A 24,964-nucleotide genomic window follows, 5' to 3' on the forward strand; every position below is an offset into this window, starting at 1 on the left:
CTTAATACCCCTGCGTTGTGGAGGCAGGAACGGTGAATAAGTATGTTTGGCGAATCAATTCGGAGTTCGAACAAGACGAGCCATTCTTTACACAGAATGCAACTTTCAGGCATTGGTACTGAGGTAGTGAACAATTTGGTGCTTCAGGACGATTCCGTAAAGTCGTGTTAAGAGGTATGCTATTGACCGAAGTTATGGCCGGAAGTGCTGGTATGAAGACATCAAGGTTAGCATGAGCTTGTGGCAAATTGATTTCAGCTATGACCTGTCTGGTAGCTTCCTTGAATACTTCAAACTGGTCTGGTTTTTCGGAGTTGTTGCTATGATAGGCGACCATCCACTCATCTTGCGACTGCAGATTGACCTGCAGATTTCCGGGTTCGACACAGATATCGAGACCTGCATTCAGGGACCTTTTTGAACACAATCCCGCAGCGTATTCCCAGCACAGTCGAATCGTTTTAGCCCCGCTTCCAATTTTGATTATTTTTCCAGGGCAACCATAGTCGTCATTCGCAGCAGTGCCTGAAGTTTGTGGCGGCATATCACGAAGGTAGTTCGCCTTATCATAGGCGCCCTTTAGGGAGACTGCGAAATTTTCAATGGCAATCTCGGAATCAAAGAATGCGCGGGACTTATCGTAGCTTTTATTAAGTGTTCCCATTTTGGAAACGACACCGACGATAATAACGCCGACAACGACTGCGATGGCAATGACCAGCATCGCCCCTGCAAAACCTTTTTTCGACCGCAATGATTTAGGCATCATAAAATAGACTCCTAGTTTCTCTTAAGCTGCCCGCTCGGATAAGAAGGTTTTAGAAAATAAATTAAATCATAGGGACGACGGTAAATGGGTCTTCTTTGATTGCGCAGAGTAACCGGAGTTTCAGATGACTGCGCCATTTGTGCAGAGGAAAACCCAAGGACATTATCCCGAAAGGTGACTCTTACGACCCTTTCGACATCTTTATAGGGACTGGTTGTTTTGCACTCAGCTTGTGTCATCGCAGCAGGAGGGCACCAGGTGTAATCGCGCTTACTGTTTTCTTGTCCCAGATATTCCCGTACGGTGATCTTAAAAGTCACCGAGGACAGCCGAAGTCTGCTGGATAGTGCCGGATCCTGATCGGGATTATTCATGTCGAATCTGGTGACTTGTCTTTCCGTGGCTTGAAAGTCAACGATGGAGCCAAACCACAGGTCATCCCGTGAAGGACCGATTGTTACCGTACCGGCGGCTTGCGATCGGCCAAGATCTATATACAAGACTCCGAAGGTTTTTGCCGTGGGCCTTTGAAAATAAATTCCCGTAGGCAGAAAACGATCACCCAGGCTGGGAACGGCTGTGTACTCGCTGTGCATGTTGTCTCGTAAAAAGATACCCACCGTGTCGACTGGAGCAGGATTTGCGTTGGCATTAAAGCCAGCTGAAGCCAGATAATCGGCTCTGACGAAGCCGGTATTCTGGCTGCTTCCGGTTGAGTTCCAGTTGTTAAGGTTGCGCCCACTGCCATCTTCGACGTTTATGCCTTGAGAAGCGAAGTGTTTCAGATAAAACGAAATATCGTTGAGATCAGACTCCGACTGAATTCTGTTGGTCAGTGACTCACTTTGATTCGTGGCCATCGAGATCAATGCTCCGACACCATACAAAAGAATCGACCCTAGGACCACGGAAAGCAAAAGTTCGATCAGGGAAAAACCTTGTTGCCCCAATTTCCCACTGCTAGAATTTGAAGTACATCTTGAATGGCTTACTGTGGGGGATTTTGAATGTTTCGAAGCGACAGGTCTAACAGTCATAAATATATCTCGGGCTTTTCAGCTCTTGAAATGATGGTTGCGATCGGAATCCTTGCCACGATCTTTATTCTAGCAATGCCTTTCTTTAGCCAACAAGGGAAAATTATTAAAGAGATGAGAACCTCGGCGAGCTGCCAGGCGGTTCTCGACACGGCTTTTTCCCGAATCAACTCATTGGGAAATTCACTAGACAGCTATCCGCCAAAAATGAACACCAGCATGGCGGGCGTAAGCGGAGCCGGTGCTATTGGTCAGAGAGTGTTTCTTCCACCCGATATCCCGGCTGGCTCTTACTCGTTTGATCCGCAGTTCAATGCGCAAAGAAGTAAGATGTTTGATCTGGCCCCTGGCAGGGTTCTGTATTCCGCAAATCCTGGTAAAACTATCAAGATTCCGCAAACCGCAACGACCACCAAAGACGTTCCAATACGAAATGATGGATTGACGCTTTACACTCCCCTGTTGTTGAAAGGCTCGATGGAGTACTTGGCGACAAAGTACAATTCTGGACATTGCAATGCCTTCTCGCCAGTGAGTTTGTTGACTAGTGTGGATAGTCAGGCGCTAAGCAGTCAGTTTCAGGGTGGTTTGAAAAATCTAAATCTATCCTTGAAAGTGAATCGTTACGATCTTGCTTCGAACAGCATGAGCACTGCTTGTGGCAATTACTGGCCTCGTCCTCGTAATGGTGAGCGATCCAATGTAACTTATGAACCGCAGTTTGGATACTCACCTCAGACCAGACAGATTGTTGGGATTTTTCCGAGTTGGATGAGTGATAAAGACGGTCTGCGTGTTACCCTGCGTGCGAACTTCATAAATGATAAAGGACAGTCCGAAACCTGCGAAGGCACGAAAGATTTTTCGCTGCCGGAAGATAAGCAAAATGTCGTCGATTTCTTTTATGACGTGAATTATGTGAAAACGTCAGCGGCCACGCCCGGTGCGATCATTGATAACACAAATCGCACGAACGGTTTGCGCGCCGGAACGAAGTGTTCAGGATCGCAGGCGAATTGCTTGGGTCATCCTTTTGAAACGATCTTAACGAATCTTCAGCCATACAATTCTTCAAACCCCAAGTGGCCCGAGAATCGCGACAGGCCTTTATGTTCGCAAACGGCTCAGAACTATATTGATTTGGTTGTCACTTTCCGCGTCTACAATATGCATAAAGACGGTGGTGTGGTGCCGATGTGTTTGGATACTTCCAGACAGTGGTTTAAAAACTCACCAGGCAATTGGTGTCCGGGATCTTACAACGGGGGAGCTGAGACCAGCTTCGATAAATCCTGGGATATGCGTTACACCGGCTGGGTGCCATGTGAGCAGATGCAGTTCTGTAATTCCAGACCCGATCGAGTGGAGGTTATTAAATCTTCCGGTACGAATTTCAAGTTCCCGGGAATGAATGTTCAACAGCCATACGTGGAATACAAATACACGTACAACCAGATTCGCGGCGATAAAAGCAACCCGCGTATGTGGGGCTGTGAAATGAAGTTTGGTATTGCGATGATCGATCTTGCGGGAAATCTGAGCTATGTGCCCGCGCAGGAAAAAATGATGGATCAGCCGGGTATTGGTGGTGACAGACGTCCGCCAATTAAAGAGATCAATCCCCATGTCTATTTCAAACCACCTCCTTGTTACACGTGTAATTGCAAACCTTGTAAGGGTGGTAAGGGTTTGTTTGGCGGTCTGTTTAACTGGGTGTTGTTTGCAGTACTCGTTATCGTAACTATGGGTGTTGGGGCAGTTGCCTGGATTTCCATTACGGCATTAACGATCGCCATCGCGTCTGGTGTGGCGGCAGTTATCTGCTATAACGGCGGTTTGGGTTGCGCCAGCGACGGGGGACGTAACTATGTTCCTGACTCCGCCGGCGGGAAGTACCGGTCTTGCGACGACAGTAATAACGGATGCAAGTGCGGTAAGAAATGTAACATCATTCGCCCGCCAAGCCCTGGATGGTCCGCTCCACTTGATGATGCCATGGATATTTCGCAGCTCGAGAAGAACTCTTGCGTTCCGGGCAGTACTTTCTATGTCGATAACACCGCTTACGGAAGTTTGAATGGAATCAAGCCGCAGTTGGGATACAAAACTTCGAATGGCACCGGTAAGGGTTATACCTACAACATGGATCCAAATGCGAAGGTCACTCCTGGGGACGAATTGATCTATACGGCCTTCAACTCTAAAAATCAGCAGTTCTGTTATGTGGCCGTGCGCTGCTCAGCAGGTAAGTTTCAGGTAATCAAAGAGAGCAGTGAGGTATTGGATGATAATAATCTGTATCCGCTTATGGGTTGTTATCCAGTGAAAGTCGGCAAGAAGATTAATTTCAACAGTTCCAAACCGGGTATTTCACAGGGCGGAAATGCTTGTCTGGAAGTTCAGTTCAATAAGGGGCCGCAGAATCCGCAAAATAATCAATTGTGGAATTGGTCGAACTTTAATGAACAGTGTAGTGTTACGACAAGTACCAGCACTCTATCTAATGATCCAAGAGTTGTGGCCGGGAACTGTCCAGTAACTTCGGCAATTGTTCCGGCGGGTGCTCAGTATGTGTCTACTGGTTCTGGTTGTGCGCTGCCAACGGCGGATCCAAATGATTTGGTGGGTATGAACTTCGCTTGTCAGCATTCCAAGATTTCCTGGGATCCATGTCTAAACTCGAATTCCAAAACGGGTCCTATGACATGTCCTAAATGGTGCTACGCTGATTGTAAGGTTCCTGAATACGTACCGGAGCATCCTTGGATCGATGCGCCTCATAACGTTCAAAAATATTATGAGAACATGGGTTCCGGAGATGCGGGATTGCCGTTCTGCACGATGGATAGAAACCTATTTGATGTTAATCTTTAAGCATGACTGAAAAAACCAATCATAGAATCTATGGATTTGATCTTCTCAGAATCGCCACGATGACGGCGATTCTGTACTTTCACGTTTGGCAGTTTACGTTTTATCAGGATGTGATCTCGCTGCCGCCGGAAATTTCCAACTACCATAATCTTACCGGATGGGTTGGTGATACTTTCAAGTATGGCGGCCTGTTTATCGTGGCCCTCAGTTTTTTTCTGATTGGATTAAAAGCCAGAGCCAAACAATCCATGCGTTTCTTTGTTCTGATTTTTGGATTGATAACTTTGTCTGTTGCAAATGCTCCGGCCCCGATGGATCCCAGCACATGGGATTGGGATGTTTATTCCTATTTGATATTTGCCCTTCTGCTGGTGCTGGCGTTGCCACGAAATCTGGTTCTGCGCACGGCTTTGTCCATAGCAAGTATTCTTATATTGAGCGTTCCTTTTGAACTGTATGAAGGAATGCTGCAGATAAAAGACGCGGTTCAGTTTTCAGGTTGGAATTTAATGCCGTGGCTTGCGGTGCCGGTGCTGTTTCATTCAATTGCGGTGATATGGTCACAAAAATTCAAAGATAGCTTTAAAGCGGTAAAAAAATGGGAATGGGCGGCCTGGATTTCAGCAATTGTTTTGCTGTTTGTGATTGCTCCAGACTATGGACCTTTCCCTGCGGGTCCCGGCTTTGAGGCTTACGTTTTCAAGCAGAAGCCATTGATGTTCTGGAAGCACTTTGTGGTGTTCTTGTTTTTAATGCGAGTCAGTCTTGATCCAAGAATCAACTCAGCATTAGGGAAAATAAAAGGTATGAACTTGGTTTCCAATCTGGCTTGGAATAAGCATTTTGGTGTCGCCTACTTCATGCATCTTGCGTTTTTACCCATGGGTCTTCATTTCATGGACTTCTGGGGGCATTACCCGCGGGCCTTTGAGTGGCTGTGGCTATTTATCTTTGTCGCTGTCGAAGTCGTGGTGCGATCGATCTATGCTTTACAGATCGCATTTAAAACAAAAGTTGTTCGTTTGCTTAGTTAGACTGGCACCGCAATGACGGTCAGGTAGAACTTTCCTTTGGTTGTTGCAAAGGGGATCAGCATACCCGCTGATCCTTGAGGACAGGTGATCAGGCTTCCCGCACCAATCAGAACCTTTGGAACTGTCAGCTGCACACCGAAATTTGTGATTTCTGATTTGGCGTTACCGAAAATAATATTATTGATCTCACCGACTGCATCCTGATTCTCGGCATTGAGCTCGGTTTGTTCTTCCATCAGCATTACGGAGACCACTTCCAAATAGCTGCCTTTATCGAATGAAATTGCCAGGTACCCAGAGTACGACTGTGACTTGATTTCCACGACAGAGGAAATTTCACCCATCAAGGATTCATGGGGGGATTTAGTTTCTGCCTTACCCATGGTGATATTCTGCACGCCAAATTGCGCGAACACATTGGTCGTCGCCTTGATGACGGCGTTAATCACGCGAACATCCACGGCATATTTGCTGGAAGCTGTAGCGGTGGCTACGGCCGCGGGCCCGCTATTCAGAATCTTAATCATGGTCTGAATCAGCTCATCCGCTGTGATGGGCTTTTTAAGCATTGTGCAGTGGCGAAGAGAGTCTGGCAGATCTGTGCTATCACGTTGTGTGACCACAATCAGGCTTGCATCCTGGGTGTTCTTATAGGTGTGCAGACCATAGACGAAACCACCATCCATAAGACGTGGCACCTCTGTATCAATTAGAACCATATCGAATTTTTGATTCTCAGTTTTGATCGCGGCCTCGGCACCGTCTTTGGCGCGCACGACGACAGGGGCAATATCGGAATCCCGCAATAGCTTGCCTAGCGGCTCTCGCACCAAATTATCAAGACCAGAGTTGTTATCGACAATAAGGATCGTTTTTCGAGTCTTCATGGTTTAGTGGCCCGCTCATAAGTGGTTTGGGATTGTGAGGGAATACATGAAGATGCAAGATACCCTAACTAATTATCGGTCCTTGATGGCAGCGACTTAATGATTCCATGAGGGAGAAAATTGGATTGTGAGAATTTTCGGGAAAGCCCGAAGATGAGTAATTCTCGACGGGTTTATTTTAATTTACCCCACTAAATAGGGTTTAATTTGATACAGGATCTTGCATTTCACAAAACAGTAACTACGGCCTTGAAAGATAGATTTAAACAGCGGGGATCATGTCCCGCTATCTTTATAGAGCCGTTCTTAAAAAGAATGCCCTAGAAACACAAAAACCTGCTCTAGGCAGGTTTAAATGGCGGAGAAGGAGGGATTCGAACCCTCGGTACACTTTTGGTGTACGAGCATTTAGCAAACGCTTGGATTCAGCCACTCTCCCACTTCTCCGCGGACTCTTTTCGAGCTGAAACGTTAAATTGCCATAGCCGGGAGGCCAAATCAAGGCTTGGGGAGGCAATAACGGGGTGCTTTTTGCAATTTTCTTTAAGAATGCTTGATTTTTTGATTACTGCGGCTTAAACATACGTCTCTTTCACAGTGCACTCGTAGCTCAGCTGGATAGAGTACTTGACTACGAATCAAGTGGTCAGAGGTTCGAATCCTCTCGAGTGCACCATTTTTTTCCTTTTTAATCCCATAAATTCAATACCTTACGCAGCCAAAAGGCATTACTCTGTTTTCCGTAACGGAGGACGCATGGATTTTAAGTTTTGGCTCAAAGTGGCTTTCATGATTGGTTCATTTGGACTGGTTATCTATGGAATGCAGCAATTAAGATCCTCTCAATTCGCCCGTGATGCACAAAAAGACGATAGTGCCCTGTCTTTACTGTTGGGTGGAGAAACGCGGCCCTTGAATTGGTGCCCGGCCGACACGAAAAAAGTCGAAATCCTGAATGAAAAGGGTGAGGTTCAAAAGACCCTGGAGTCGGTCCAAGATATTAGCTCGGCCTGCGAGATTATGATCGGGTCTATTTCGGAAGAAGTGTTGAAGACATCTCAGTTTTCTCGTCGCTTGGTGGCAACGGATGCCAAGGGAGCGGCTAAAACCATGGAACAGGTCCCAAATACATCCTTTTTCAAAGTCGACGACATGCCTCTAAGCTCGACCCTACTGGAAAAAGTCTTAAAGCGCCTGGAACAGCCCTGATTTCTGTTTGACAAGATAGGTCCAAACTAATAATTTGGCTTTCACCGATGTTCAGGAGTAGCTCAGTCGGTAGAGCAAGCGGCTGTTAACCGCTGGGTCGGGGGTTCGAGTCCCTCCTCCTGAGCCATTTTTTAAAAACCACCCTTGAGGTGGTTTTTTAGTTTCTGGGGCAAGATTCAAGCCCCCACTTAGAACAAGTACTGAAGAGTAAATCCCGAAGAAATATAATACTGAATATCGCGGTTGGAGTTGTTGAACATCGCAATCAAACCGTTATCGAAAATTCGCACACGATATCCTATGGCCAAGCGGCTTGGGAAAAAGGTCAGGGTTGAACCAAACTCTGCTCCATAGCGAAGAGCTGTTTCGTCATAGTAGCCCTTGGATGGGTATTTGTCGGGCGAGCTTAAAAAATATCTGTCAGTATTTAAAGCATAGACAGCGAAGCCGCCGAATTGAAGCGGGCGCCATTCATTGCCTTTAAGCGGGGTAACCCAGCGGGAATAACGATAGCCGATATTGGTCTGATAGTAGGTTTCGTTATCGATATGATAGCCGCCCAATGAAACATCAGTCGCGTGTTCCTGAGTCCACTCATAGCTGACTCCCGCAGCCAGGAATCCCATGAATCCAGCACGCTCAATCAATGCGCGCCACTCGCCGGAGTGAGCGGGTGATGCGACAAAGATCAGGCAAATAAAAACTATTTTATTGAAAGAGAACAATCTTCCTCCAATGTATCCATGCGCTTAATACAAAACTGACCAGAGCCCGTATCCAGTCTGACAATCAACCAGTGTGCACCCTGCTCGGCCTCGGATCTTCCGCACTGAAGCATGATTGTGCCGTTGTCAGTGCCCAGCATATAAACGTGATTGTGACCGTTAAACACGATTTTCACTCTGTTGTTTTTGATTACGTAATCCATGTTGGCAGCGTCTTGGCCGTGAAACCGTTCTTCATCTCTTAGTGGTGTGTGAGTGAAGATCATGACATTCAAACCTGCGGTGTCTGCGCCATCGACAGTATCACGTAACCATTGTGAGCTGAAGTTTTCTGGGCTTTCCAGGTTGTTGGAGTTAAAGAAAATATAACGGTAACCGCCGCGGTCCATGTAGTAATTCAAATCACCAAATGCTTTTTTGAAAAGTTCCGGGCCAGCACCGATAGAATCATGGTTCCCAATAGCCATCAGGCGCGGGCCGTCCAACCTTGAGAGTGATTCGATGAACTGGTCGTATTCCAGATTGTAGGAAGAGTTGGTGTAATCACCGAGTCCGGCAACAAAGTCATAGGGACCATTTTGATTCATGCCAAAGGTGACTTTATCCAATGCCTTATAGTTTTGGTGAGGGTCCGAAAAAATTCCCAGCCGAATTTCGCCGTCACCATCAACGTCACCGATTTGTCCTTGATTATCAATGTTCATGCCGCGTTCGGGTCGCAGCAATTTATCTGAAAAAGGCGAGTCCACGAAAGGAGCGCAGGAGCTTAAAAATATAAATGCAAGCAGGTAAGAAATTACTTTGATCATAGACGGAACTCCACTGCCAGGCGGCCGTAAAAGTCACTCTTAATGGATGTTACGTGGGAATTCGGAGAATAGATTTTTTCCGACTCATAGAGCTTGCGGTCTGCGGATCCACCCAAAGCAAAGATCACGCGGGTTGCTTCAGTTAGCTCGCGGGCCAAATAGGCCTCAGCCATGATCTCCTGATAGAAGAGCCGGTCGTCATCTTCGGTGCGTTCGTGAAAAAGATAGGAGCGCACGTTCAGTGCCACAACCCCACCGACGTCAGTATTGTGTGTGACTTCTTTATCCGCAGAAACATTGAAGCCAAACGGAGTGACGGAGGCCATGCCCTTCCAGTCATCGGCAAACTTCCACTTCATTCTAAAGAAAGGCAAACCAACGGTGATCTCCATATCATTATCAAGGTGGTAGGTGATGCCCAAGTACGGGAACGGCTCGCCATTCAGAAATCCGCGATTCTCGGACTGATCAATGCCGAAAATCCAATTGTAATTATCAATCAAACGCGTGCGATAAATCAAAGCGGCATATATGTACTTATCGCGGTCGGATCCCCAAGGATCATCGCTGGCCGTTGCAGAAGCGATAAAACCGCTGATGTTGTCGCCGTTGGAAAAAGTTTTTCGGGCCCCGGCTCCGATAAACTCCTGCCTTAAAGCATTGCCGATAAAGATGTCCTTCGTTCCAAGATCAAAATCGGTTCGTCCCAGATTTAGTGATTCAGAATAGACCGCAGCAGACGCCGCCCAGGTGTCGCCAGTGTAAAGGGGTATTTGAACTTCGCCGCCGGAGATACGAACTGGAGAATCTTTGTAGGTGTAGGGGGAGGTCCACAAGTCGGAGCGAAACATAAATGTCATTTGCAAATTCTGATCATGAATTTGCGGAATTGTTCCGAGTGGCCGAGCCAAAGCTAATGGTTGAAACAAGAAGCTGCAGATAAGAATGGCGAAGATAAAATTTTGCACGAGTAATTATTAATTTTGAGTATGGTATTCGTCACCAAAAAGTGTGGGGAATGTTTTATAAAACATCTTGTACCCCAAAATGCTTTTGGATAGCATTCCTCAGTACATGACTCGATTAAGTATTCTAAAATCTATATTGCTGGCTATGGTGTTGGTTGTCTTCGCAGGTTGCGCGGATGATTCCTCTGGGAATTCAGTTCCGACTGACAATGTGGAGTTGGATGAAAATTGGGAAAGCATCGAGCAAGTGCAAGGCATGATCAAAGGCCGTCAGTGGAAGTACCTCCAGGGACGTGCCAGTATTTTCAAGCGCAACAACAAGGACTTTTTGGAAATCCGATTGTGGAATGATCGATTTGATAATCCATGTTCGGTGGCATTGGGTTCGAAAGTACAAGTTCGAATGTATGTTCCTTTAAGCCGTGGCAGCTGGAGAATTGATCCCAATGATCCATTCTCTCTCATTCCCACGCTTATTTTTTCTGACTATGGGGTCAGCAATAATTCAAAAGTAAATTTGATCGCCGATGAGGGCATGGCCTCTGTAAACCTGCTTGATAATAATAATGTCGCGGGTGTAGTCAGCGCTCAATTTAAGCCAAAGGATGCGGGGCGGACCAAGGTTTACGGGAAATTCAACGTTCCGTTCTGTACGACTTTCTACGGCTCAGATTGACACAAATAGGCCCTGAATATCCCTCAAATCCAACACATTGCATTTAGGACATAAAACTATCAGGCATAAACATTGAATTCCATGAACCCGAATCACGTATGTTGGAATCTGGAGGATCGATGAGTCTGAATAAGTACCTATCAGGGCTGATGGCTGTCTGTATGGCGGCTTTTGCATTGTCAGTGCATGCAGCACCGGCTTCAAAATTTTCATCCTCCCCTGTTCGCCCGGCAATTGCAGCGGTTCCAACACCTCAATTTAAAAGCTACCGCGAGTGGAAAACTGAAAAAGTTAATTCGGCACAGCTGAAAGTGACCATTATCAAGGGTCAGATTCAAACGCAAAAAACCGGTCGCCGTGCAGCTTCCGGCACAGATCCAAATCTTGCACGAGGCAAATCAATGGAAGCAGTCGCTGCTCACAATATTTCGGTTGAGGCTTTGGAAAGACAACTGAGTGAAGAGCAATATGACCTGGAAGTGGCCAAGGACCTTTCGGTTACGGACTACTTTGCGGGTTATTTGACAAAAGTTTCCGATAAAAAGGCGGCCTTTAAGGAAGTAGCAGGAAAACTTTCTCCTGAAGAAGTGGCAGAACTTATGAATGCCTACGCCAACTCCGTATTTGGCGCACATGCGTCAGACCTTCCAGCCAGTGCAACGAACACATCGAAAGAAGCTGGTCGCTAATTCCCTTCTCTGAACAGACAAAATTCCTAACAAAAGCGCGCTGCTCGGCGCGTTAAGGGCTTAAAGCCTCTCACTTTCAAAGAAACAATCCTCTCTCTAAAAACATCAAAAAAATTAAGCGGCTCGCCTTGACTCTTTTTGGAGCGAGTTCATATTACCTCCATTGTTATTTATGAATTAAAAAGTGCATAACGGAGGCATTACATGGCTAAGAACGAAATTGGCGTTCGTCCACTTCACGATAGAATTCTTGTTCGCAGAATGGCGGAAGAAGAAAAAACGGCTGGCGGTCTTTTCATTCCTGATACAGCAAAAGAAAAACCACAAAAAGGTGAAATCATCGCGACTGGTAAAGGTCGTGTAACTGAAGACGGCAAAATCCTGCCTCTTGAAGTTAAAGTTGGCGACAAAGTTCTTTTCTCTAAATACGCAGGAACTGAGTTGAAGCTTGAAGGCGCTGAATACTTGATGATGCGCGAAGAAGACATCCTTGGTGTTTTCAACTAATCGAAAAATTTAAATACGGAGTAAAATCATGTCTAAAGTACTAGTATTCTCAGAAGACGCTCGCGCACACATCTTGAAAGGTGTGAACACTCTTGCGAACGCAGTAAAAGTAACATTGGGACCTAAAGGTCGTAACGTTGTTATCGATAAATCTTTCGGTTCTCCAATGATCACTAAAGATGGTGTGACTGTTGCCAAAGAAATCGAATTGGAAAACAAATTCGAAAACATGGGCGCGCAAATGGTTAAGGAAGTTGCTTCCAAAACTAATGACGAAGCCGGTGACGGTACAACAACTGCAACTGTTTTGGCTCAAGCGATCTACCGCGAAGGCGCAAAATTGGTCTCTGCAGGTCACAACCCGATGTCCATCAAACGTGGTATCGACAAAGCTGTTGCTATGATCATCGAAGACCTTAAAACAATGGCTAAGCCAGTTAAAGGTTCTAACGAAGTTGCTCAAGTTGGTTCTATCTCTGCAAACAACGATAAAGAAATCGGCACAATGCTTGCGGATGCTATGGATAAAGTTGGTAAAGAAGGCGTTATCACTATCGAAGAATCCAAAACTGCTAAAACTGAAGTTACAGTAGTTGAAGGTATGCAATTCGACCGTGGTTACTTGTCTCCGTACTTCGTAACTAACGCAGAAAGAATGGAAGCAGTTCTTGAGAACGCTTACGTTCTTGTTTACGACAAAAAAATCTCTTCAATGAAAGATATGATCTCCATCCTTGAGGGCGTTGCCAAGCAAGGTCGTCAATTGTTGATCATCGCTGAGGACGTTGATGGTGAAGCATTGGCAACTTTGGTTGTTAATAAACTTCGCGGCACACTTCATATCTGTGCAGTTAAAGCCCCAGGCTTCGGTGACCGTCGTAAAGCTATGCTTGAAGACATCGCTATCCTGACTGGTGCAAATGTTGTTTCTGAAGACATCGGTCGCAAACTTGAACAAGCTACTATCGCTGACCTTGGTGTTGCGAAACGCATCGTTGTTGATAAAGACAACACAACTATCATTGATGGCGCTGGTAAAAAAGCAGACATCACTGGTCGTGTAAACGCTATCAAAGGTCAAATCGAAGAAACTTCTTCTGACTATGACAAAGAAAAATTGAAAGAGCGTTTGGCTAAATTGGCTGGCGGCGTAGCTGTTATTCACGTTGGTGCTCCTTCTGAAGTTGAAATGAAAGAGAAAAAACACCGTGTTGAGGACGCTTTGAACGCGACTCGCGCAGCTGTTGAGGAAGGTATCGTAGCTGGTGGTGGTACTGCTTTGCTTCGCGCTTCTGCAAAAATCGACAAAACTAAATTCAACGAAGAAGAAGCATTCGGTGCGATGATCATCAAACGTGCTTGCGAAGAGCCAATTCGTCAAATCGCTGCGAATGCAGGTCTTGATGGCGCAATCGTTTTGGATCGTATCCTTTCCAATAAATCTGCTTCTTGGGGTTTCAACGCATACTCTGACGAATACACCGACCTAATCAAAGACGGTGTTATCGATCCAGTTAAAGTTGTTCGTTGTGCTCTGACTAACGCAGCTTCTGTTTCTTCTTTGATGCTTACTACTGAGACTATGATCGCAGAAGCACCTAAGAAAGATTCTCCAATGCCAGCTGGTGGCGGCCACGATATGGGCGGCATGGGTGGTATGGGCGGTATGATGTAATTTAGCCGTTGGCTAAATTACATCCGCCAAAGCCTCGGCGGCGGCGGATTCCGGCAAGCCCAAAAACAAAAAAAAGCCTGAGTTTCAAACCTCAGGCTTTTTTTTATCCAAATGATGAAATGTATTTAGAATAAGTATTCAATCCCACCCAAGAGTGTAGTCATCTTGTGGCTGACGGTGCTGCGATCAGCAGTTGAGCTGTAGTCAGAACTGAAGTTTTCAAATAGCAACTCACCCTTGATTGCAAACTTTGTTTTCAAACGATAGTTTCCGTAGAAACTAAAGCTGTTGATTTTGCTGCTGGTGCCAGATCCGCTGTTTGGTGATTCACTCATCGTAGGATTCATGAACAAATCAAATCGCCCGCCCAACTCCATTGGCAGCTCAGGCCCCAGAGGGAATGATCCGCCCAGACTGATTAACAATCCACCGTACTTATTGGATGTGAATGCAACCGGAGTGCTGTCATCAATTTTAAAATTGGTATCCTGGTATCCCGCACTCAATTGAATTTTCGGTCCAAAGAAATCATTGGAAAGCAGGAAGTTGTATCCGCCCATCACTGAGTACTGGGACATACTTGTATTCAAAGAACCAGGTGATGAACCTGTCAGGCTGTTGTCTACCGTGAACACGGACTGGCGAAGGCTTAAGCCCACATACCATTCTGGATTAATCCAAAGCTCGCCACGCACCAACAGGTTAGGTGCCAGATTCGCATTGCCGGAAATCGATTGCGCAGTCGGTGTCGTAAGTTTCACGTTCTGAGAATAAGAAGAGAAACCTGCCAATACCTCTACTTTACCAAACTGAGGGGGAGGTTCGGGTGCCCACTCATGGGGATCATCACCGAAAGCCACGTCTTTATCGGGTCTTGTCGTTATGTCGGTTAGAATTTTTCCGGAAGGAGTCGTCACAGGGGTTGAGTACTTAACAAACTCATCGGGCATAACTTTAGAGCCCACTGCGATGACACCAGGTTCTTTTTCAAGCTCAACGTAACCGAAGCTTAGATACGGCTCAACCTTGAACAGCTTAACCCTGCCTAAAACTTCTTTTTCAGTGCTGACCATGAAATTCAATTTTGGATGACGATTTACTTTGATGATCTGTACAACGGACACGCGGCTGTCGGTTTTTAATCCGTAGTTACTTCCCAGATTCAGTGTCACCTGCTGACCACGACGGCTTAGGATTTCCGCTCTGAAGGGCATTCTATTTTTGATATTGTTAAACAGAATTGAGGCTTGCGTTTTGATATCTGCTGTATCGAAACCTTTATAATCAGTCAGGACTTCCTGCAGCAGAGGATAGCCTTCGCGGCCCACAAAAAGAGTCATCGTAATGGAAATCCCGCGGGGGCCACGAATGATTTTTGTGGTTAAGGCAGCATTTGATTTTGCTGTTTGCAAAAGTTTTTGAACCTGAGCCGGTGACTCATCAAGCAATTCAGATTTGATTTCAAGATTCTTCGGATAATTTACCAAAGACCACTGCTTGTCCTCGTTCAGCTGCTGGCGAAGTTGTTCTTCGACTGGGCGCGCATAGATTCCACCAATATTATCCGTAGTCGGCACCAGCACGATCGACTTGATCGCGAGATCTTGGTCGACTGGACTGACATAGGCGTTCTGGGCAAAGGTCTGAGACACAAATGCAAAAACAACGATGCTGAAAAGAATCTTAATTTTCATACTTTTAATTCTGCACGTCGAATGAAAAGTCGTCAATTTTGGGTCAAGTAATTCGGACCGTTGCCGAAATAATTTTTATGAAGATGCATTCTTTTTTTACATTGATAATCGCGGTTGCTCTGCTTGGTTCGAATTCTTACGCGCAGTCTAGTCTGGAAGGATTTTCCACTGGACGCTATGAGGTTCGAAAGAACTCAGCACCAACAAAGTTAAATCGTAATCCGGCCCAAGCAGTTCCTGAAGTGTCTGTGACCCTGAAAGAGGATAAAACAGCCGCTGCTGTGGTAGAGGCAGAGCCGACAGTATCGCCAGCTCCGAAAGCTGTGGTTGCGACTCCTCCTCCTGCGCCCGAGGCAGTAGTGGCGACGGCACCAATAGCTTCAATTACACCTGTACCAACGGCTGTACCTACGGTTGAGCCCAGCATCACGGATCAGGCAGAGGCTTTATTCACAAATAAAGCGGATAAAATCTATGATTACTATGCAGAGTCCGTACACCCGGAAGATGTTCGCAACAATAGACTGGAAGTGGAGATTTCTCCGCTGGCTGTCTACAACGACTCTCAATCGAACTATTCATTTCGCGACTATCAAAGCTTTTACAATGCGGTTCGCTTTAAAGCCAATGTGTGGTTGACGCCACTTATTGGTGTGAGTGGTAAGTTTGTTTTCTCTCTGGGGTCGGACGTTGATTCCATGGAAGCAGATGCCTCCAGAGTCGCGGTGAAATACGAGCAACTTGATGTGGGTTTGAATCTTCGCAAATACTTTGGAAATTCTCGTAAGGCCAACTCTTTGGAGTTCGCACTTCTGTTCAGCGACAGCAAAATGAAGCCACCAACGGACGCGGTAAATCGTGTTGGCATCAGTACTTCCGGAATTGGATTGGGAATGAAAATGCGTGTTCCATCGTCGGTGGACTATGCCTGGGTTTATGGTGGCAGTTTCTTCCCGCGTTTGCAGCACACCGAGCAGGGCAACGTTTCCAATATCAGCTCTGGCTCCGTGACGGAAAATTCCCGATTGGCTTTGGAGCTGGGCGGAGAATGGAGATTGTCGCGTTCCAGTCAGATTCTGTGGGGTCTTGAGGCATCTGCAGAAAAGAATATGTTCGATGGCAGCGCCACTGTTCCAGACCCAAGTACAGGAACAACACCTAAGAATGTCAGCGTAACCAACTCGGCCTATGTGTTTTCCCTAGGCTATCGTTGGGGCAACTAAAATCCTCTCATCAAAAGGCGGTATGGCTTCTATACTGAAGCCATGAAGATACGTTTTGCAGTTATCGATGATGCCGCCTTCTTGCGCGAACTCATAAAAAACATGATGAGCAACGCCGGTCACCTTTGTGTCGGTGAAGCTGAAAACGGGAATGATGGAATCCGCTTGGTGGACTCTGTACTGCCCGATTTGGTTTTTCTGGATATGGTTATGCCATTAAGAAATGGGCTTGAAACGGCCCGTGCAATTAAGGAAGCTCATCCTGATATTCAGATCATTGGATGTTCGACAATCGACAACGATGCGATGATCGAAAAAGCCCATGAGGCAGGTTTCGACGCTTATATCACCAAGCCATTTACAAAAGAAAATTTATTATTAGTCGTTTCAAAAGTGTTGCCGCAGCTGGGGGAATCAACGCATGGAAGAGGTTAAGTTCGTTTTAAAAACACTGGTATTTACGATGCTATTGATTGTTTTATCCCAGGTAAAAGTGGGCGGAGCGTCGGTTGAGTCTTATGCATTCCGTTGGCTGCAAAGATCAACGGTATCTCAGTATATTCAAAGTGCTGCTGCAGGGGGCGCGATGGCGCTTAAGAATCTTACAGTGCATGTTAAAGACGGTGTTGTAAGTACTGTGGATGGCTTTCAGGAAGGCTCTCACGAAAAGGCAGTTCGTTAATTAGCGAAGTGCACCGTTAGAGTTTGAGTTTTTAACAACTTTAACAGCTGTGGCAGCGACGTTTGAAGTGGTTGCTGCAGTGTTTTTGAAAAGAGAACCACCTGCGCGGGAACCACAAGCTGCGAATGAAGTGGAAGACATTGCGAAAACTACGATTGCGATAAAAGCTGCGATTTTCATATGATCCCCTTTGTTGGTTGGATACTTAACATCTATTGCATCCGACATGCCAAAGCGGGTGTTTCAGACCGGGATTTCGGTCACCAGGAATCAAGTACTTAGAAATTTCAAATCTCAAAATGAGACGGTAGTGCCAAGCCGCGCCTTTTTGCGCGCACTGCTGGCAATGGATTGATCATCTTGAAAACGCATATTCGTGAGCATCCCGGGGGGAAGGATACTCACGAATATGTTGTATATAAAGGAAGGATCTAGCCGCGGCCGCCGTTTGCTTTCGATTGAGACGTCGGAACAACCTTAGGAGCAGCAGCAGCGTATGGCTTAGCTGTCTTATCAAACATCTTAGCGCTTACTTGTTGGTTGCACGCAGAGGCAAATGAAACAGATGCTGTTGCAGCAATAGCGAATGCGACCATTAGTTTTAGAGCTTTCATAGGTATTCTCCTTTGAAGTGAAATATAACTTCAAACAGGAGTATTGCAGTGGATATGCCAGCTTTGGCATCGAAGCCGGCCCCAGAAATCACGTGTTTTCAAGGGGTTAACGGAGGGGTCTTTAAAATAAAAAAGGCTCCCTTTGCAGAGAGCCTTTTTAGGCGCTTCCTTTGTAAAGGAAGTTAACACTTAAACTATTGAGCTCCGTCGTTGCCTTTAGCTCCACCGCTGCTGTTGCCGGAGTCTGAAGATCCAGAGCGAGGCTGTGCAGCAGTTTTGTCAAGCAAGCGAAGTTTTCTTTGATACATCTGGCATTTTGTACAACCAGGTGCGCTTACATTCGCGGCACTAACATTCTTGCCGATTTCCATATCGTCAGCAGGATCAGAGCCAGGATTCGTAGTCTCTGCATTAGCTACGATCGAAGTAGCGGAAATCATAAAACTGATCAAAGCGAAAACCATCAGAAACATTAATTTCTTCATACCGAGCTCTCCTTAGAGATATAGCTCTGCAGTAGCAGGAGCGATAATGTCGAGCAAGTTATTAAATGTACTGGCCACTTGCATTGCCACTGAAGGACCTTCTTTGCTATCCACCTTGTTGATCTCACCATTAGGTTTGTAGGAAACCTGAATAGTTCCTAATCCTGGGCGGGTCACGATAGATGGTTTTCCGTAACGCTCTTCATACTCGATCTTAACGACTTTTTTAGCCTGATCGGTGATCGTTGCGATACGACCGCGATTATCATAGGTCATTGCAATCTTCTGACCATCAGAGTTCTGCGCATAGTTTAGATTGCCTTTGCCATCATATTTAAACTGAGTGGCTTTAGCTGTGACCTTCTGACCTTTTTGGTTGAAGAAAGTCGTGGATACCTGAGTCACCTTTTTGATCTTTGAATCGTACTCGAAGGCCATACGAGTTGCAGGTGTCGCTTTTACTTTAACCAACCCATCCGGGTAGTATTCGTAGGAAATACGCTCAGAGTTTCTGCGGATACCAGTCGGCTTGCCGAATAGCTCGTGATAGCTGATATCAGTGACATTGCCATTGATAGTCGTCATCACACGTTGCAGGTAATATTGACCGTCAGCGCGCTGTCTGTGCCAGAACTCGTACTTGTCATCTGCGACAACTTCTTTGCCGCAAACTTTTTTAACTGATGACCAGTAGTGATTCTGTGGATCGTTTTGCGAGAACTCGTACTTATAGGACTCCACACACTTATCGCGATTCGAGAAAGAAGTGACCCAGTCATTCTTCTTGTCATATTTGATCGCGATAGATGTTTTATCCGGCCATGACGCCTTGGTTAAGTTGTGAAGGTCGTCATATTCGTAAGTATATGTCTTATTCCACGCATTCTTAACCGAAGCCAAGTCATCCAGATTTGCGAACTTATAATCCACATTCAGACCGTTAGGGCCTGTGATGGACTTAATCTTTTTGTTTTGATAGTACTTGAAAGCCAGACGACGACCGTTATTGTCCTCGATCTTGGTGATTTGCGTCTTATCGTAATCGAACTTCAGGAAATTACCGTTCTTGTCATAGATATGAGTCAGAAGGCCTTGAGGGCTGAAGCGTTGAGCTGTTCCGTCTGGAAGAGTTCTTGTATAAAAAGTTTTATTGAACGTGAAGTTCTCCACTTCGCGACCGTTTGCAAAAAACTTCGTACCTTCCTTAACAGGAACGATAATGCCGTATTTTCTTGCAAGCTCAGTACGAGTACTGTCGTCTTCCAAAAGATCGGTCTTCAAGGAATTCAGATAAGTGTCAGTCACGCCGACTTTCTTTTCCGCTTTCATCTTCGTCACGATCTGGCTGATTGTTTTTTCAACATCCTGACGTGAAACTTCGCGAGGTGAGTAGGTAATTTCCATACCACCACCGCACTCTTTTACTTTGATATTGCCTTCAGCATTCACTTCCATGCTGGTTTCGAAATCCGAGCACCAACCGAAGCCAAACATCCCGTTGAAAAGTGAGCGGCTGTTATAGGTTCTAACAATTTTAAGATCGTAACCAGTTCCTGGTACGTCCATGTCTATCCACGTATTGGAATAGTTGGCATTCTTCATGTCGACAAGGGCATGCGCCTGAGCCGAGAAAAGAACGGCCACTGCAATAAGTGCCTTCTTCATTATTTCTACCTCTTCCCTGAAACTGACGGACTACACTTTGATGGTAACAAGCTTTTTGATGATGACACCACCGATAATTTGCAGGGCCAGCATGGCAAAGAGCAACACTAGACCTAGGGTGGTATTAAACATAGGTTTGATGAATGTCGGATCAATAACTAAAAATACGCCCATCAAAAAGAATGGAATCAGGGTGACGATGATCCCTTGCATGAGACCTTGTGCAGTCATCGCTTGAATTTTCTTTTCTACTTTCTGGCGTTCGCGAATAACCAGTACGATGGTCTGGAATGTTTCGGCCAGGTTACCACCAGTTTCCTTTAAAATATTGATGGAGGTCACAAACATCTGGACGTCTGGACGGGGAATGCGATTCCCAAGATCGTTCAGGGCGCTTTCAAAGCTGTCACCAACCTGCATTTGATACAAAACCTGAGAGAACTCCTGACTGATAGGATTTCCCATGATTTCTACAACACGCTTCATGGATTCCTGTGGATTGGAACCAGCTTTAATACCGTTCGCCATGATCGTGATACCATCAACCATTTGATCGACAAAAGCTGAACAACGTTTTTCATAAAGCATGCGAACAATAAGAAGTGGAAGCTGCCAGCCAGCCACAGTCACAGAGGCGCCAAAGAATGCACCAACCAAAACACTTGGCCAGAATAACAAGAACACCAAAGCACCAATACCAAAACTCATTAATAAAATCAGAATAGTGATTTTCTTTTCGTCCGCATCCATGCCCATCAAGCGCATGATGCGAACAACTTCCTCACGCTGGCCTAAGCTGCGTTTGTGAAGCCAGGCAATGGCTTTATCAGCCCACAGGATGACAACTGTGAAAACACAGATGCCAAACACAGGGATCATAATCCATTCCTTAAACAAGAAACTCATAGTTATCCAACCTTCTTAGGAGGCACAACCCCACCCGGCATCTTAGGCATCAACCCCGCCCCCGGAGCACTTCCCCCTGCGGGCGTGCCAGCCGGAGCCTTGGTGGCTGCGGGTTCGTTACTGAAGATCTCACGTGGAATAACCACTCCCTTATCGCTTAGTTTTTGAATGAAGCTAGGGATAGTACCAGTTGCTTGGAATGTCCCGACAATCTTACGATTCTTATCGTAACCAGTTTCTTTAAAGCGGAAGATTTCTGCCAAAGTAACAACATCACCCTGCATACCTGCAACCTCAGTGATGCTAAGAATTCTACGACCACCATCGGATTGACGGGAAATCTGCACAATCAAATTCACGGCGCCTGCAATCTGTTCACGAATTGCGCGGATTGGAAGTTCCATTCCAGACATCATACACAGCGTCTCCAAACGTGCGACGCACTCACGGGGGCTGTTGGCATGGGTCGTGGTCATGGAGCCATCGTGACCTGTATTCATGGCCTGTAACATATCCAAGGCGGCGCCGTCGCGGCACTCACCGACGATGATGCGATCAGGACGCATACGCAGGGCATTCTTGATAAGATCACGAATATGAATGGCGTTGGAACCTTCCATGGAAGCAGGGCGTGTTTCAAGGCGGACAACGTGCTCCTGTTGCAATTGCAACTCGGCCGCGTCCTCGACAGTGATCACACGCTCATTGGATGGAATAAAGGAAGACATCATATTAAGTAATGATGTTTTACCAGAACCCGTACCACCAGAGATCACCACATTCAGACCGTTCTCCACGCACAGGCGCAGAAAGTCGATCATGTTCTTGGTAATACTTCCGTACTCAATATACTTCTCAGGCGTGATACCGCCCTTTTTAAATTTACGAATAGTCAAAGCCGGTCCGTCGATCGAAAGAGGTTCGATCACGGCATTAACACGCGATCCATCTTTAAGACGGGCATCCACATATGGTGTGGAATCATTAATCTGACGACCCAGTGGTGTCACGATACGCTCGATAATACGACGAAGGTGATCGTTCGAAGTAAAAGTCACCGGACTTAAAGAAACTTTACCGCTTCTTTCGACGAAGATTCTTTTAAATCCATTTACCATGATCTCGGTCACAGCAGGATCCGCAAGCAGATCTTCCAGGGGACCCAGGCCCAGGGCTTCTTCCAAAACCTCTTTGATGATCTTGGATCTTTCCTCGCGCACCAGTTCTGGTGCCTCTTTGTCGACGATCACTGTGATTTCGCGCTTGGTTTTTTCGCGAACTTCTTTTTCTTTGTTCTCGTCCTGTTTGGTGTCGGTAAGAAGTTTCTTAAGATCCACGGTACGGATCAACTCATTGTGCACACGGATTTTCAAAATCGTGCGCGGGTCCATGCCATTTGCGCCAGAGACTGCCGGTGCATTTGAACCTTCAGTTGCTGCTGGAGCGGGTTTTGGACGAGTCAGTGTTTTCAGTCTTTGTAAAACACCGCCGGTCAGCTTGCGAGACAAGTCAAAGTACGAAGCCGTCAGTGGTGATTTTGGAGAGCTGATAATGAATGGTGTGTATTTTTGCAAAGACATCATCGTCGTTGCATCGTCCTGAGGAATAATTCCCAGGAAAGGCAATTGCAATTGATTGGAAATCGCCTGAGGCGACAATCCAGTTGGGGAAGCTTTGTTCACCACCAATTGAAACATATCTTTCGGGAATGTTGCTGAAAGCAATTCATTGATCAGACGTTGAGTTTGAGTCACAACCAGAACTTCTGGTGTGGTCACGATCATGATGGCTGTAGCTTCCTGAAGAATCGCCATCTGTGCGGGACCCAGATCATTACCCACGTCAACCACGACAAACTTAAATGCCCGGGAGAAAAACTCCATAAGTTTCCCCAGCATATCCGGGGAGATATTAAGAGATTCCTCGGGACCACGCACGGCGCCTACGTAACCCAAGCCAGATGCATGCATTGTCACCAATGTATTCATCGGTTGGGAGTTCAAAGATCCTTGGAAAGTGGAAAGTTCTTTAAGAGTTTTTACAGGTTTAAGACCCATAATCACGTTTTGATCGCCGACGGATTTTGAATCCGCGTCGACAAGTAAAACCTGAGTACGAAGCTCGGTCATTAGTGCACAGGCAAAGTTGGCAGCAAAGACGCTTTTACCTACGCCTCCCTTACCACCAACAACAGCGATGAGATTACAATTCGGATTGATAGCCAATGCGGACCTCCGCTTAACTTATCGGCCTAGATGATCAATCCGTATACGCGACATTAGTCGCGCAAACGGAATTTTTTCTTAATTTGTTCAGATCCAGCGCTTGCTGAGGTCTTAATTACCGGAGTCACGAAAACCACAAACTGACTTTGTTGTTTCGCGAATTCTTTGGATGCATACAAGCTGATGATTGGATTCTTCTGCCCAGCTGGACGATTGTAACCAGTCGATGAGGAATTGCGGATCAAACCACCCACAGCCGCACTTTGACGGTCACGAACCACCACGGAGCTGGTCATCTCATTGGCACTTGTGATTGGAGCACCGGCAGGAGTACTGCCGATCATGCTCGATACTTTAAAGGCCATATCCATGCGCACACTGCCGGATTTTTCACCCATCAGTACCGGAGTGATCGTTGTTACGATACCTACTTCCGCAAAGGCTGTCCCGGTTGTGCCGTTTTGACCAAGCACTGTGTACGGTTGATTGGTGATCTGCTTGATTTCACCCTTTTTACCGTCCTCAACGATCAAGCTGGTACTTTCAAGTACGCGGGCCTGACCGTGCTGTTTTGCCCAGTTTAGTTTAGGCAACAAGTTTGAAACGGTACCGGTAATGGAGCTCACGATGCCACCGGCAGCTGATCCACCAGTTTGGAAAGTCATCTGCGAGTTATCACCAAGCTCTGGAGTGAACTGGAACTTGAAGTTCTTGGAGTAGTCTTTTTGCAGCTCAACGTAGTGAACCACAAGCTGAATCATTTTTGGAGGCGGCTTCGGAGCGGACTCCTTGATTTGAATCAGGTTGATGATGCCGTCGTTCGCCGGTTTACGGCTGACGATAACCCCTTTTTCCACAGCGGCATCCACAATGCGGTCTGGAAGATAGGTTTTTGCGATGATTTCTGCACGAGCTGATTCTTCCTGACTGTTTGCCCAGCCCTGAAGAATGATTTTATCATTCACTGCACGGACTTCGATCTCAGGATTGTTGATATCGCGTGCGATGAATTCAGCAATCTTCTTTTGTGCCAAGGGGCTTAGAGTCACAATTGAAGAAGCCTGGTTTCCGAACTGGGAAACCACGTTATAGATTCGTGCCATATCCTTAGGGAGAAGGATTTGACCGTCGACTACGACTCTGTCGTTGACGATTTTAATATTAATGCCCTCGATGTCGCCCAATAGGGAGCGCATCTCACGCACGATTTTGTCGAGCTTGCTTTTCTTGACGTCAATACGATATTCAGCGACGACTTTGCCGTTGCGTTTATCGTGAATCGTCATTGTCGCAAAACCCTCTGTGCGTGGCACAAAGCGAATGACGTTAAGATCTTTGGAATAGTTCGCTGTCACCACACGGCGGAAGTCACCTTTGAACTCGACATTATCCGGAAGTGGCGGAAGTTTTTCATCCTGCTCAATTCCCAAAGTCAGATTGATGAACTTGCGCGAACGAAACGCACCACTGCTGTCTTCGCCGGATGTTGACGGCGTCGCAGAAAGATCATCCTCTGCGTGCGCGACAAATCCACAAAGACTTAATGTAAGCCCCAGTGTAAGCAGCATATGTTTCATGGTTTCCCCCTAAATTACAATTCCCCTAGAACCT

General features: G+C 46.2%; 24 protein-coding genes and 3 tRNA genes. 12 read left to right on the top strand and 15 right to left on the bottom strand.

Translation table 11 applies throughout. The features are described 5' to 3' along the window. Nucleotide 1: 1 nt before the first annotated feature. Nucleotides 2-769 (bottom strand): hypothetical protein, encoded by a 768-nt coding sequence (locus ACLVWR_RS06860; protein ID WP_413583103.1) that lies wholly within the window; start codon nt 767-769, stop codon nt 2-4. Between the two features lie 11 nt (nt 770-780). Then, nucleotides 781-1,719: a type II secretion system protein J gene (locus ACLVWR_RS06865; protein ID WP_413583104.1), complete on the bottom strand. Its 939-nt coding sequence runs from the start codon at nt 1,717-1,719 to the stop codon at nt 781-783. 57 nt (nt 1,720-1,776) lie between these two features. Between ACLVWR_RS06865 and ACLVWR_RS06870 the strand changes: the two genes are divergently transcribed. After that, nucleotides 1,777-4,680 carry a type II secretion system protein gene (locus ACLVWR_RS06870; RefSeq protein ID WP_413583105.1) on the top strand — a complete coding sequence of 968 codons (2,904 nt, stop codon included), beginning with the start codon at nt 1,777-1,779 and terminating at the stop codon, nt 4,678-4,680. A 2-nt stretch (nt 4,681-4,682) separates the two neighbouring features. Continuing rightward, on the top strand, nt 4,683-5,714 hold the full coding sequence (locus ACLVWR_RS06875) for a hypothetical protein (protein ID WP_413583106.1): 1,032 nt from the start codon (nt 4,683-4,685) through the stop codon (nt 5,712-5,714). Here the strand turns inward: ACLVWR_RS06875 and ACLVWR_RS06880 are convergent. Beyond that, a complete protein-coding gene (locus ACLVWR_RS06880; RefSeq protein WP_413583107.1) occupies nt 5,711-6,601 on the bottom strand; it encodes a chemotaxis protein CheX in 891 nt (296 codons plus the stop codon). The two genes, ACLVWR_RS06875 and ACLVWR_RS06880, sit on opposite strands and share 4 nt — an antisense overlap. 356 nt (nt 6,602-6,957) lie before the next feature. Further along, nucleotides 6,958-7,048, bottom strand: a tRNA-Ser gene (locus tag ACLVWR_RS06885). Between the two features lie 152 nt (nt 7,049-7,200). Here ACLVWR_RS06885 and ACLVWR_RS06890 point away from each other — a divergent pair. The 3 genes from ACLVWR_RS06890 to ACLVWR_RS06900 all read left to right on the top strand — a co-directional run bounded on the left by ACLVWR_RS06890 (nt 7,201) and on the right by ACLVWR_RS06900 (nt 7,937). Next, nucleotides 7,201-7,277: transfer RNA gene (locus tag ACLVWR_RS06890), tRNA-Arg, on the top strand. Between the two features lie 80 nt (nt 7,278-7,357). After that, a complete protein-coding gene (locus tag ACLVWR_RS06895) occupies nt 7,358-7,810 on the top strand; it encodes a hypothetical protein (protein WP_340598274.1) in 453 nt (150 codons plus the stop codon). A 51-nt stretch (nt 7,811-7,861) separates the two neighbouring features. After that, a tRNA-Asn gene (locus ACLVWR_RS06900) sits at nt 7,862-7,937 on the top strand. A 61-nt stretch (nt 7,938-7,998) separates the two neighbouring features. Here ACLVWR_RS06900 and ACLVWR_RS06905 read toward each other — a convergent pair. Genes ACLVWR_RS06905 through ACLVWR_RS06915 form a run of 3 tightly spaced genes read right to left on the bottom strand, consistent with a single transcriptional unit; the run spans nt 7,999 to nt 10,204 of the window. Next, nucleotides 7,999-8,535 (bottom strand): hypothetical protein, encoded by a 537-nt coding sequence (locus ACLVWR_RS06905; RefSeq protein ID WP_413583108.1) that lies wholly within the window; start codon nt 8,533-8,535, stop codon nt 7,999-8,001. After that, nucleotides 8,514-9,344, bottom strand: a complete 831-nt coding sequence (locus tag ACLVWR_RS06910; protein ID WP_413583109.1) for a metallophosphoesterase family protein — start codon at nt 9,342-9,344, stop codon at nt 8,514-8,516. Before ACLVWR_RS06910 ends, ACLVWR_RS06905 begins: the two co-directional genes overlap by 22 nt. After that, nucleotides 9,341-10,204 (bottom strand): hypothetical protein, encoded by an 864-nt coding sequence (locus tag ACLVWR_RS06915; protein WP_413583110.1) that lies wholly within the window; start codon nt 10,202-10,204, stop codon nt 9,341-9,343. The genes ACLVWR_RS06910 and ACLVWR_RS06915 overlap by 4 nt, the downstream gene beginning before the upstream one ends. Before the next feature lie 214 nt (nt 10,205-10,418). Here ACLVWR_RS06915 and ACLVWR_RS06920 point away from each other — a divergent pair, with 214 nt between their 5' ends. From ACLVWR_RS06920 to groL, 4 genes are all read left to right on the top strand, one after another. After that, the gene (locus ACLVWR_RS06920; protein ID WP_413583111.1) at nt 10,419-10,988 is read left to right on the top strand and encodes a hypothetical protein; all 570 of its coding nucleotides are present in this window, start codon (nt 10,419-10,421) and stop codon (nt 10,986-10,988) included. Nucleotides 10,989-11,107: 119 nt separating this feature from the next. After that, on the top strand, nt 11,108-11,677 hold the full coding sequence (locus tag ACLVWR_RS06925; RefSeq protein ID WP_413583112.1) for a hypothetical protein: 570 nt from the start codon (nt 11,108-11,110) through the stop codon (nt 11,675-11,677). A 219-nt stretch (nt 11,678-11,896) separates the two neighbouring features. Beyond that, on the top strand, nt 11,897-12,184 hold the full coding sequence (groES, locus tag ACLVWR_RS06930; RefSeq protein ID WP_168196705.1) for a co-chaperone GroES: 288 nt from the start codon (nt 11,897-11,899) through the stop codon (nt 12,182-12,184). A gap of 28 nt (nt 12,185-12,212) precedes the next feature. Next, complete coding sequence (gene groL / locus ACLVWR_RS06935) at nt 12,213-13,859, top strand: chaperonin GroEL (protein ID WP_413583113.1); 1,647 nt, start codon at nt 12,213-12,215, stop codon at nt 13,857-13,859. A 125-nt stretch (nt 13,860-13,984) separates the two neighbouring features. On the opposite strand, the gene ACLVWR_RS06940 is transcribed toward groL, so the two are convergent. Then, on the bottom strand, nt 13,985-15,553 hold the full coding sequence (locus tag ACLVWR_RS06940; protein WP_413583114.1) for a hypothetical protein: 1,569 nt from the start codon (nt 15,551-15,553) through the stop codon (nt 13,985-13,987). A gap of 77 nt (nt 15,554-15,630) precedes the next feature. On the opposite strand from ACLVWR_RS06940, the gene ACLVWR_RS06945 reads away from it, so the two are divergent. From ACLVWR_RS06945 to ACLVWR_RS06955, 3 genes are read left to right on the top strand one after another with little or no spacing between them, the layout of a single operon-like run. Next, the gene (locus tag ACLVWR_RS06945; RefSeq protein ID WP_413583115.1) at nt 15,631-16,776 is read left to right on the top strand and encodes a hypothetical protein; all 1,146 of its coding nucleotides are present in this window, start codon (nt 15,631-15,633) and stop codon (nt 16,774-16,776) included. A gap of 42 nt (nt 16,777-16,818) precedes the next feature. Further along, nucleotides 16,819-17,211 (top strand): response regulator, encoded by a 393-nt coding sequence (locus ACLVWR_RS06950; protein ID WP_413583116.1) that lies wholly within the window; start codon nt 16,819-16,821, stop codon nt 17,209-17,211. Next, on the top strand, nt 17,198-17,458 hold the full coding sequence (locus ACLVWR_RS06955) for a hypothetical protein (RefSeq protein WP_340598284.1): 261 nt from the start codon (nt 17,198-17,200) through the stop codon (nt 17,456-17,458). The genes ACLVWR_RS06950 and ACLVWR_RS06955 overlap by 14 nt, the downstream gene beginning before the upstream one ends. Here the strand turns inward: ACLVWR_RS06955 and ACLVWR_RS06960 are convergent, their stop codons facing one another. The 7 genes from ACLVWR_RS06960 to ACLVWR_RS06990 all read right to left on the bottom strand — a co-directional run bounded on the left by ACLVWR_RS06960 (nt 17,459) and on the right by ACLVWR_RS06990 (nt 24,930). After that, the gene (locus ACLVWR_RS06960; RefSeq protein WP_413583117.1) at nt 17,459-17,638 is read right to left on the bottom strand and encodes a hypothetical protein; all 180 of its coding nucleotides are present in this window, start codon (nt 17,636-17,638) and stop codon (nt 17,459-17,461) included. Between the two features lie 251 nt (nt 17,639-17,889). Next, nucleotides 17,890-18,072 (bottom strand): hypothetical protein, encoded by a 183-nt coding sequence (locus ACLVWR_RS06965; RefSeq protein WP_413583118.1) that lies wholly within the window; start codon nt 18,070-18,072, stop codon nt 17,890-17,892. 194 nt (nt 18,073-18,266) lie between these two features. After that, entirely contained in the window at nt 18,267-18,557 is a 291-nt protein-coding gene (locus tag ACLVWR_RS06970; RefSeq protein WP_413583119.1) for a hypothetical protein, read from the bottom strand. A gap of 12 nt (nt 18,558-18,569) precedes the next feature. Beyond that, complete coding sequence (locus ACLVWR_RS06975) at nt 18,570-20,222, bottom strand: DUF6531 domain-containing protein (protein WP_413583120.1); 1,653 nt, start codon at nt 20,220-20,222, stop codon at nt 18,570-18,572. A 30-nt stretch (nt 20,223-20,252) separates the two neighbouring features. Next, nucleotides 20,253-21,128: a type II secretion system F family protein gene (locus ACLVWR_RS06980; protein ID WP_340598289.1), complete on the bottom strand. Its 876-nt coding sequence runs from the start codon at nt 21,126-21,128 to the stop codon at nt 20,253-20,255. A gap of 2 nt (nt 21,129-21,130) precedes the next feature. Further along, nucleotides 21,131-23,353 (bottom strand): ATPase, T2SS/T4P/T4SS family, encoded by a 2,223-nt coding sequence (locus ACLVWR_RS06985; protein ID WP_413583121.1) that lies wholly within the window; start codon nt 23,351-23,353, stop codon nt 21,131-21,133. Between the two features lie 53 nt (nt 23,354-23,406). Next, nucleotides 23,407-24,930 carry a BON domain-containing protein gene (locus ACLVWR_RS06990; protein ID WP_340598291.1) on the bottom strand — a complete coding sequence of 508 codons (1,524 nt, stop codon included), beginning with the start codon at nt 24,928-24,930 and terminating at the stop codon, nt 23,407-23,409. Nucleotides 24,931-24,964: the final 34 nt, after the last annotated feature.

It is taken from the genome of Bdellovibrio sp. HCB288, assembly GCF_047305935.1.
GTDB lineage: Bacteria > Bdellovibrionota > Bdellovibrionia > Bdellovibrionales > Bdellovibrionaceae > Bdellovibrio.

Excerpts from the sequence above, each read along its gene's own strand:
- ACLVWR_RS06860 (WP_413583103.1), bottom strand. The coding sequence starts at position 769 with ATGATGCCTAAATCATTGCGGTCGAAAAAAGGTTTTGCAGGGGCGATG.
- ACLVWR_RS06870 (WP_413583105.1), top strand. The coding sequence starts at position 1,777 with ATGTTTCGAAGCGACAGGTCTAACAGTCATAAATATATCTCGGGCTTT.
- ACLVWR_RS06875 (WP_413583106.1), top strand. The coding sequence starts at position 4,683 with ATGACTGAAAAAACCAATCATAGAATCTATGGATTTGATCTTCTCAGA.
- ACLVWR_RS06880 (WP_413583107.1), bottom strand. The coding sequence starts at position 6,601 with ATGAAGACTCGAAAAACGATCCTTATTGTCGATAACAACTCTGGTCTT.
- ACLVWR_RS06895 (WP_340598274.1), top strand. The coding sequence starts at position 7,358 with ATGGATTTTAAGTTTTGGCTCAAAGTGGCTTTCATGATTGGTTCATTT.
- ACLVWR_RS06910 (WP_413583109.1), bottom strand. The coding sequence starts at position 9,344 with ATGATCAAAGTAATTTCTTACCTGCTTGCATTTATATTTTTAAGCTCC.
- ACLVWR_RS06915 (WP_413583110.1), bottom strand. The coding sequence starts at position 10,204 with ATGACATTTATGTTTCGCTCCGACTTGTGGACCTCCCCCTACACCTAC.
- ACLVWR_RS06920 (WP_413583111.1), top strand. The coding sequence starts at position 10,419 with ATGACTCGATTAAGTATTCTAAAATCTATATTGCTGGCTATGGTGTTG.
- ACLVWR_RS06925 (WP_413583112.1), top strand. The coding sequence starts at position 11,108 with ATGAGTCTGAATAAGTACCTATCAGGGCTGATGGCTGTCTGTATGGCG.
- groL (WP_413583113.1), top strand. The coding sequence starts at position 12,213 with ATGTCTAAAGTACTAGTATTCTCAGAAGACGCTCGCGCACACATCTTG.
- ACLVWR_RS06940 (WP_413583114.1), bottom strand. The coding sequence starts at position 15,553 with ATGAAAATTAAGATTCTTTTCAGCATCGTTGTTTTTGCATTTGTGTCT.
- ACLVWR_RS06945 (WP_413583115.1), top strand. The coding sequence starts at position 15,631 with ATGAAGATGCATTCTTTTTTTACATTGATAATCGCGGTTGCTCTGCTT.
- ACLVWR_RS06950 (WP_413583116.1), top strand. The coding sequence starts at position 16,819 with ATGAAGATACGTTTTGCAGTTATCGATGATGCCGCCTTCTTGCGCGAA.
- ACLVWR_RS06955 (WP_340598284.1), top strand. The coding sequence starts at position 17,198 with ATGGAAGAGGTTAAGTTCGTTTTAAAAACACTGGTATTTACGATGCTA.
- ACLVWR_RS06960 (WP_413583117.1), bottom strand. The coding sequence starts at position 17,638 with ATGAAAATCGCAGCTTTTATCGCAATCGTAGTTTTCGCAATGTCTTCC.
- ACLVWR_RS06965 (WP_413583118.1), bottom strand. The coding sequence starts at position 18,072 with ATGAAAGCTCTAAAACTAATGGTCGCATTCGCTATTGCTGCAACAGCA.
- ACLVWR_RS06970 (WP_413583119.1), bottom strand. The coding sequence starts at position 18,557 with ATGAAGAAATTAATGTTTCTGATGGTTTTCGCTTTGATCAGTTTTATG.
- ACLVWR_RS06975 (WP_413583120.1), bottom strand. The coding sequence starts at position 20,222 with ATGAAGAAGGCACTTATTGCAGTGGCCGTTCTTTTCTCGGCTCAGGCG.
- ACLVWR_RS06980 (WP_340598289.1), bottom strand. The coding sequence starts at position 21,128 with ATGAGTTTCTTGTTTAAGGAATGGATTATGATCCCTGTGTTTGGCATC.
- ACLVWR_RS06990 (WP_340598291.1), bottom strand. The coding sequence starts at position 24,930 with ATGAAACATATGCTGCTTACACTGGGGCTTACATTAAGTCTTTGTGGA.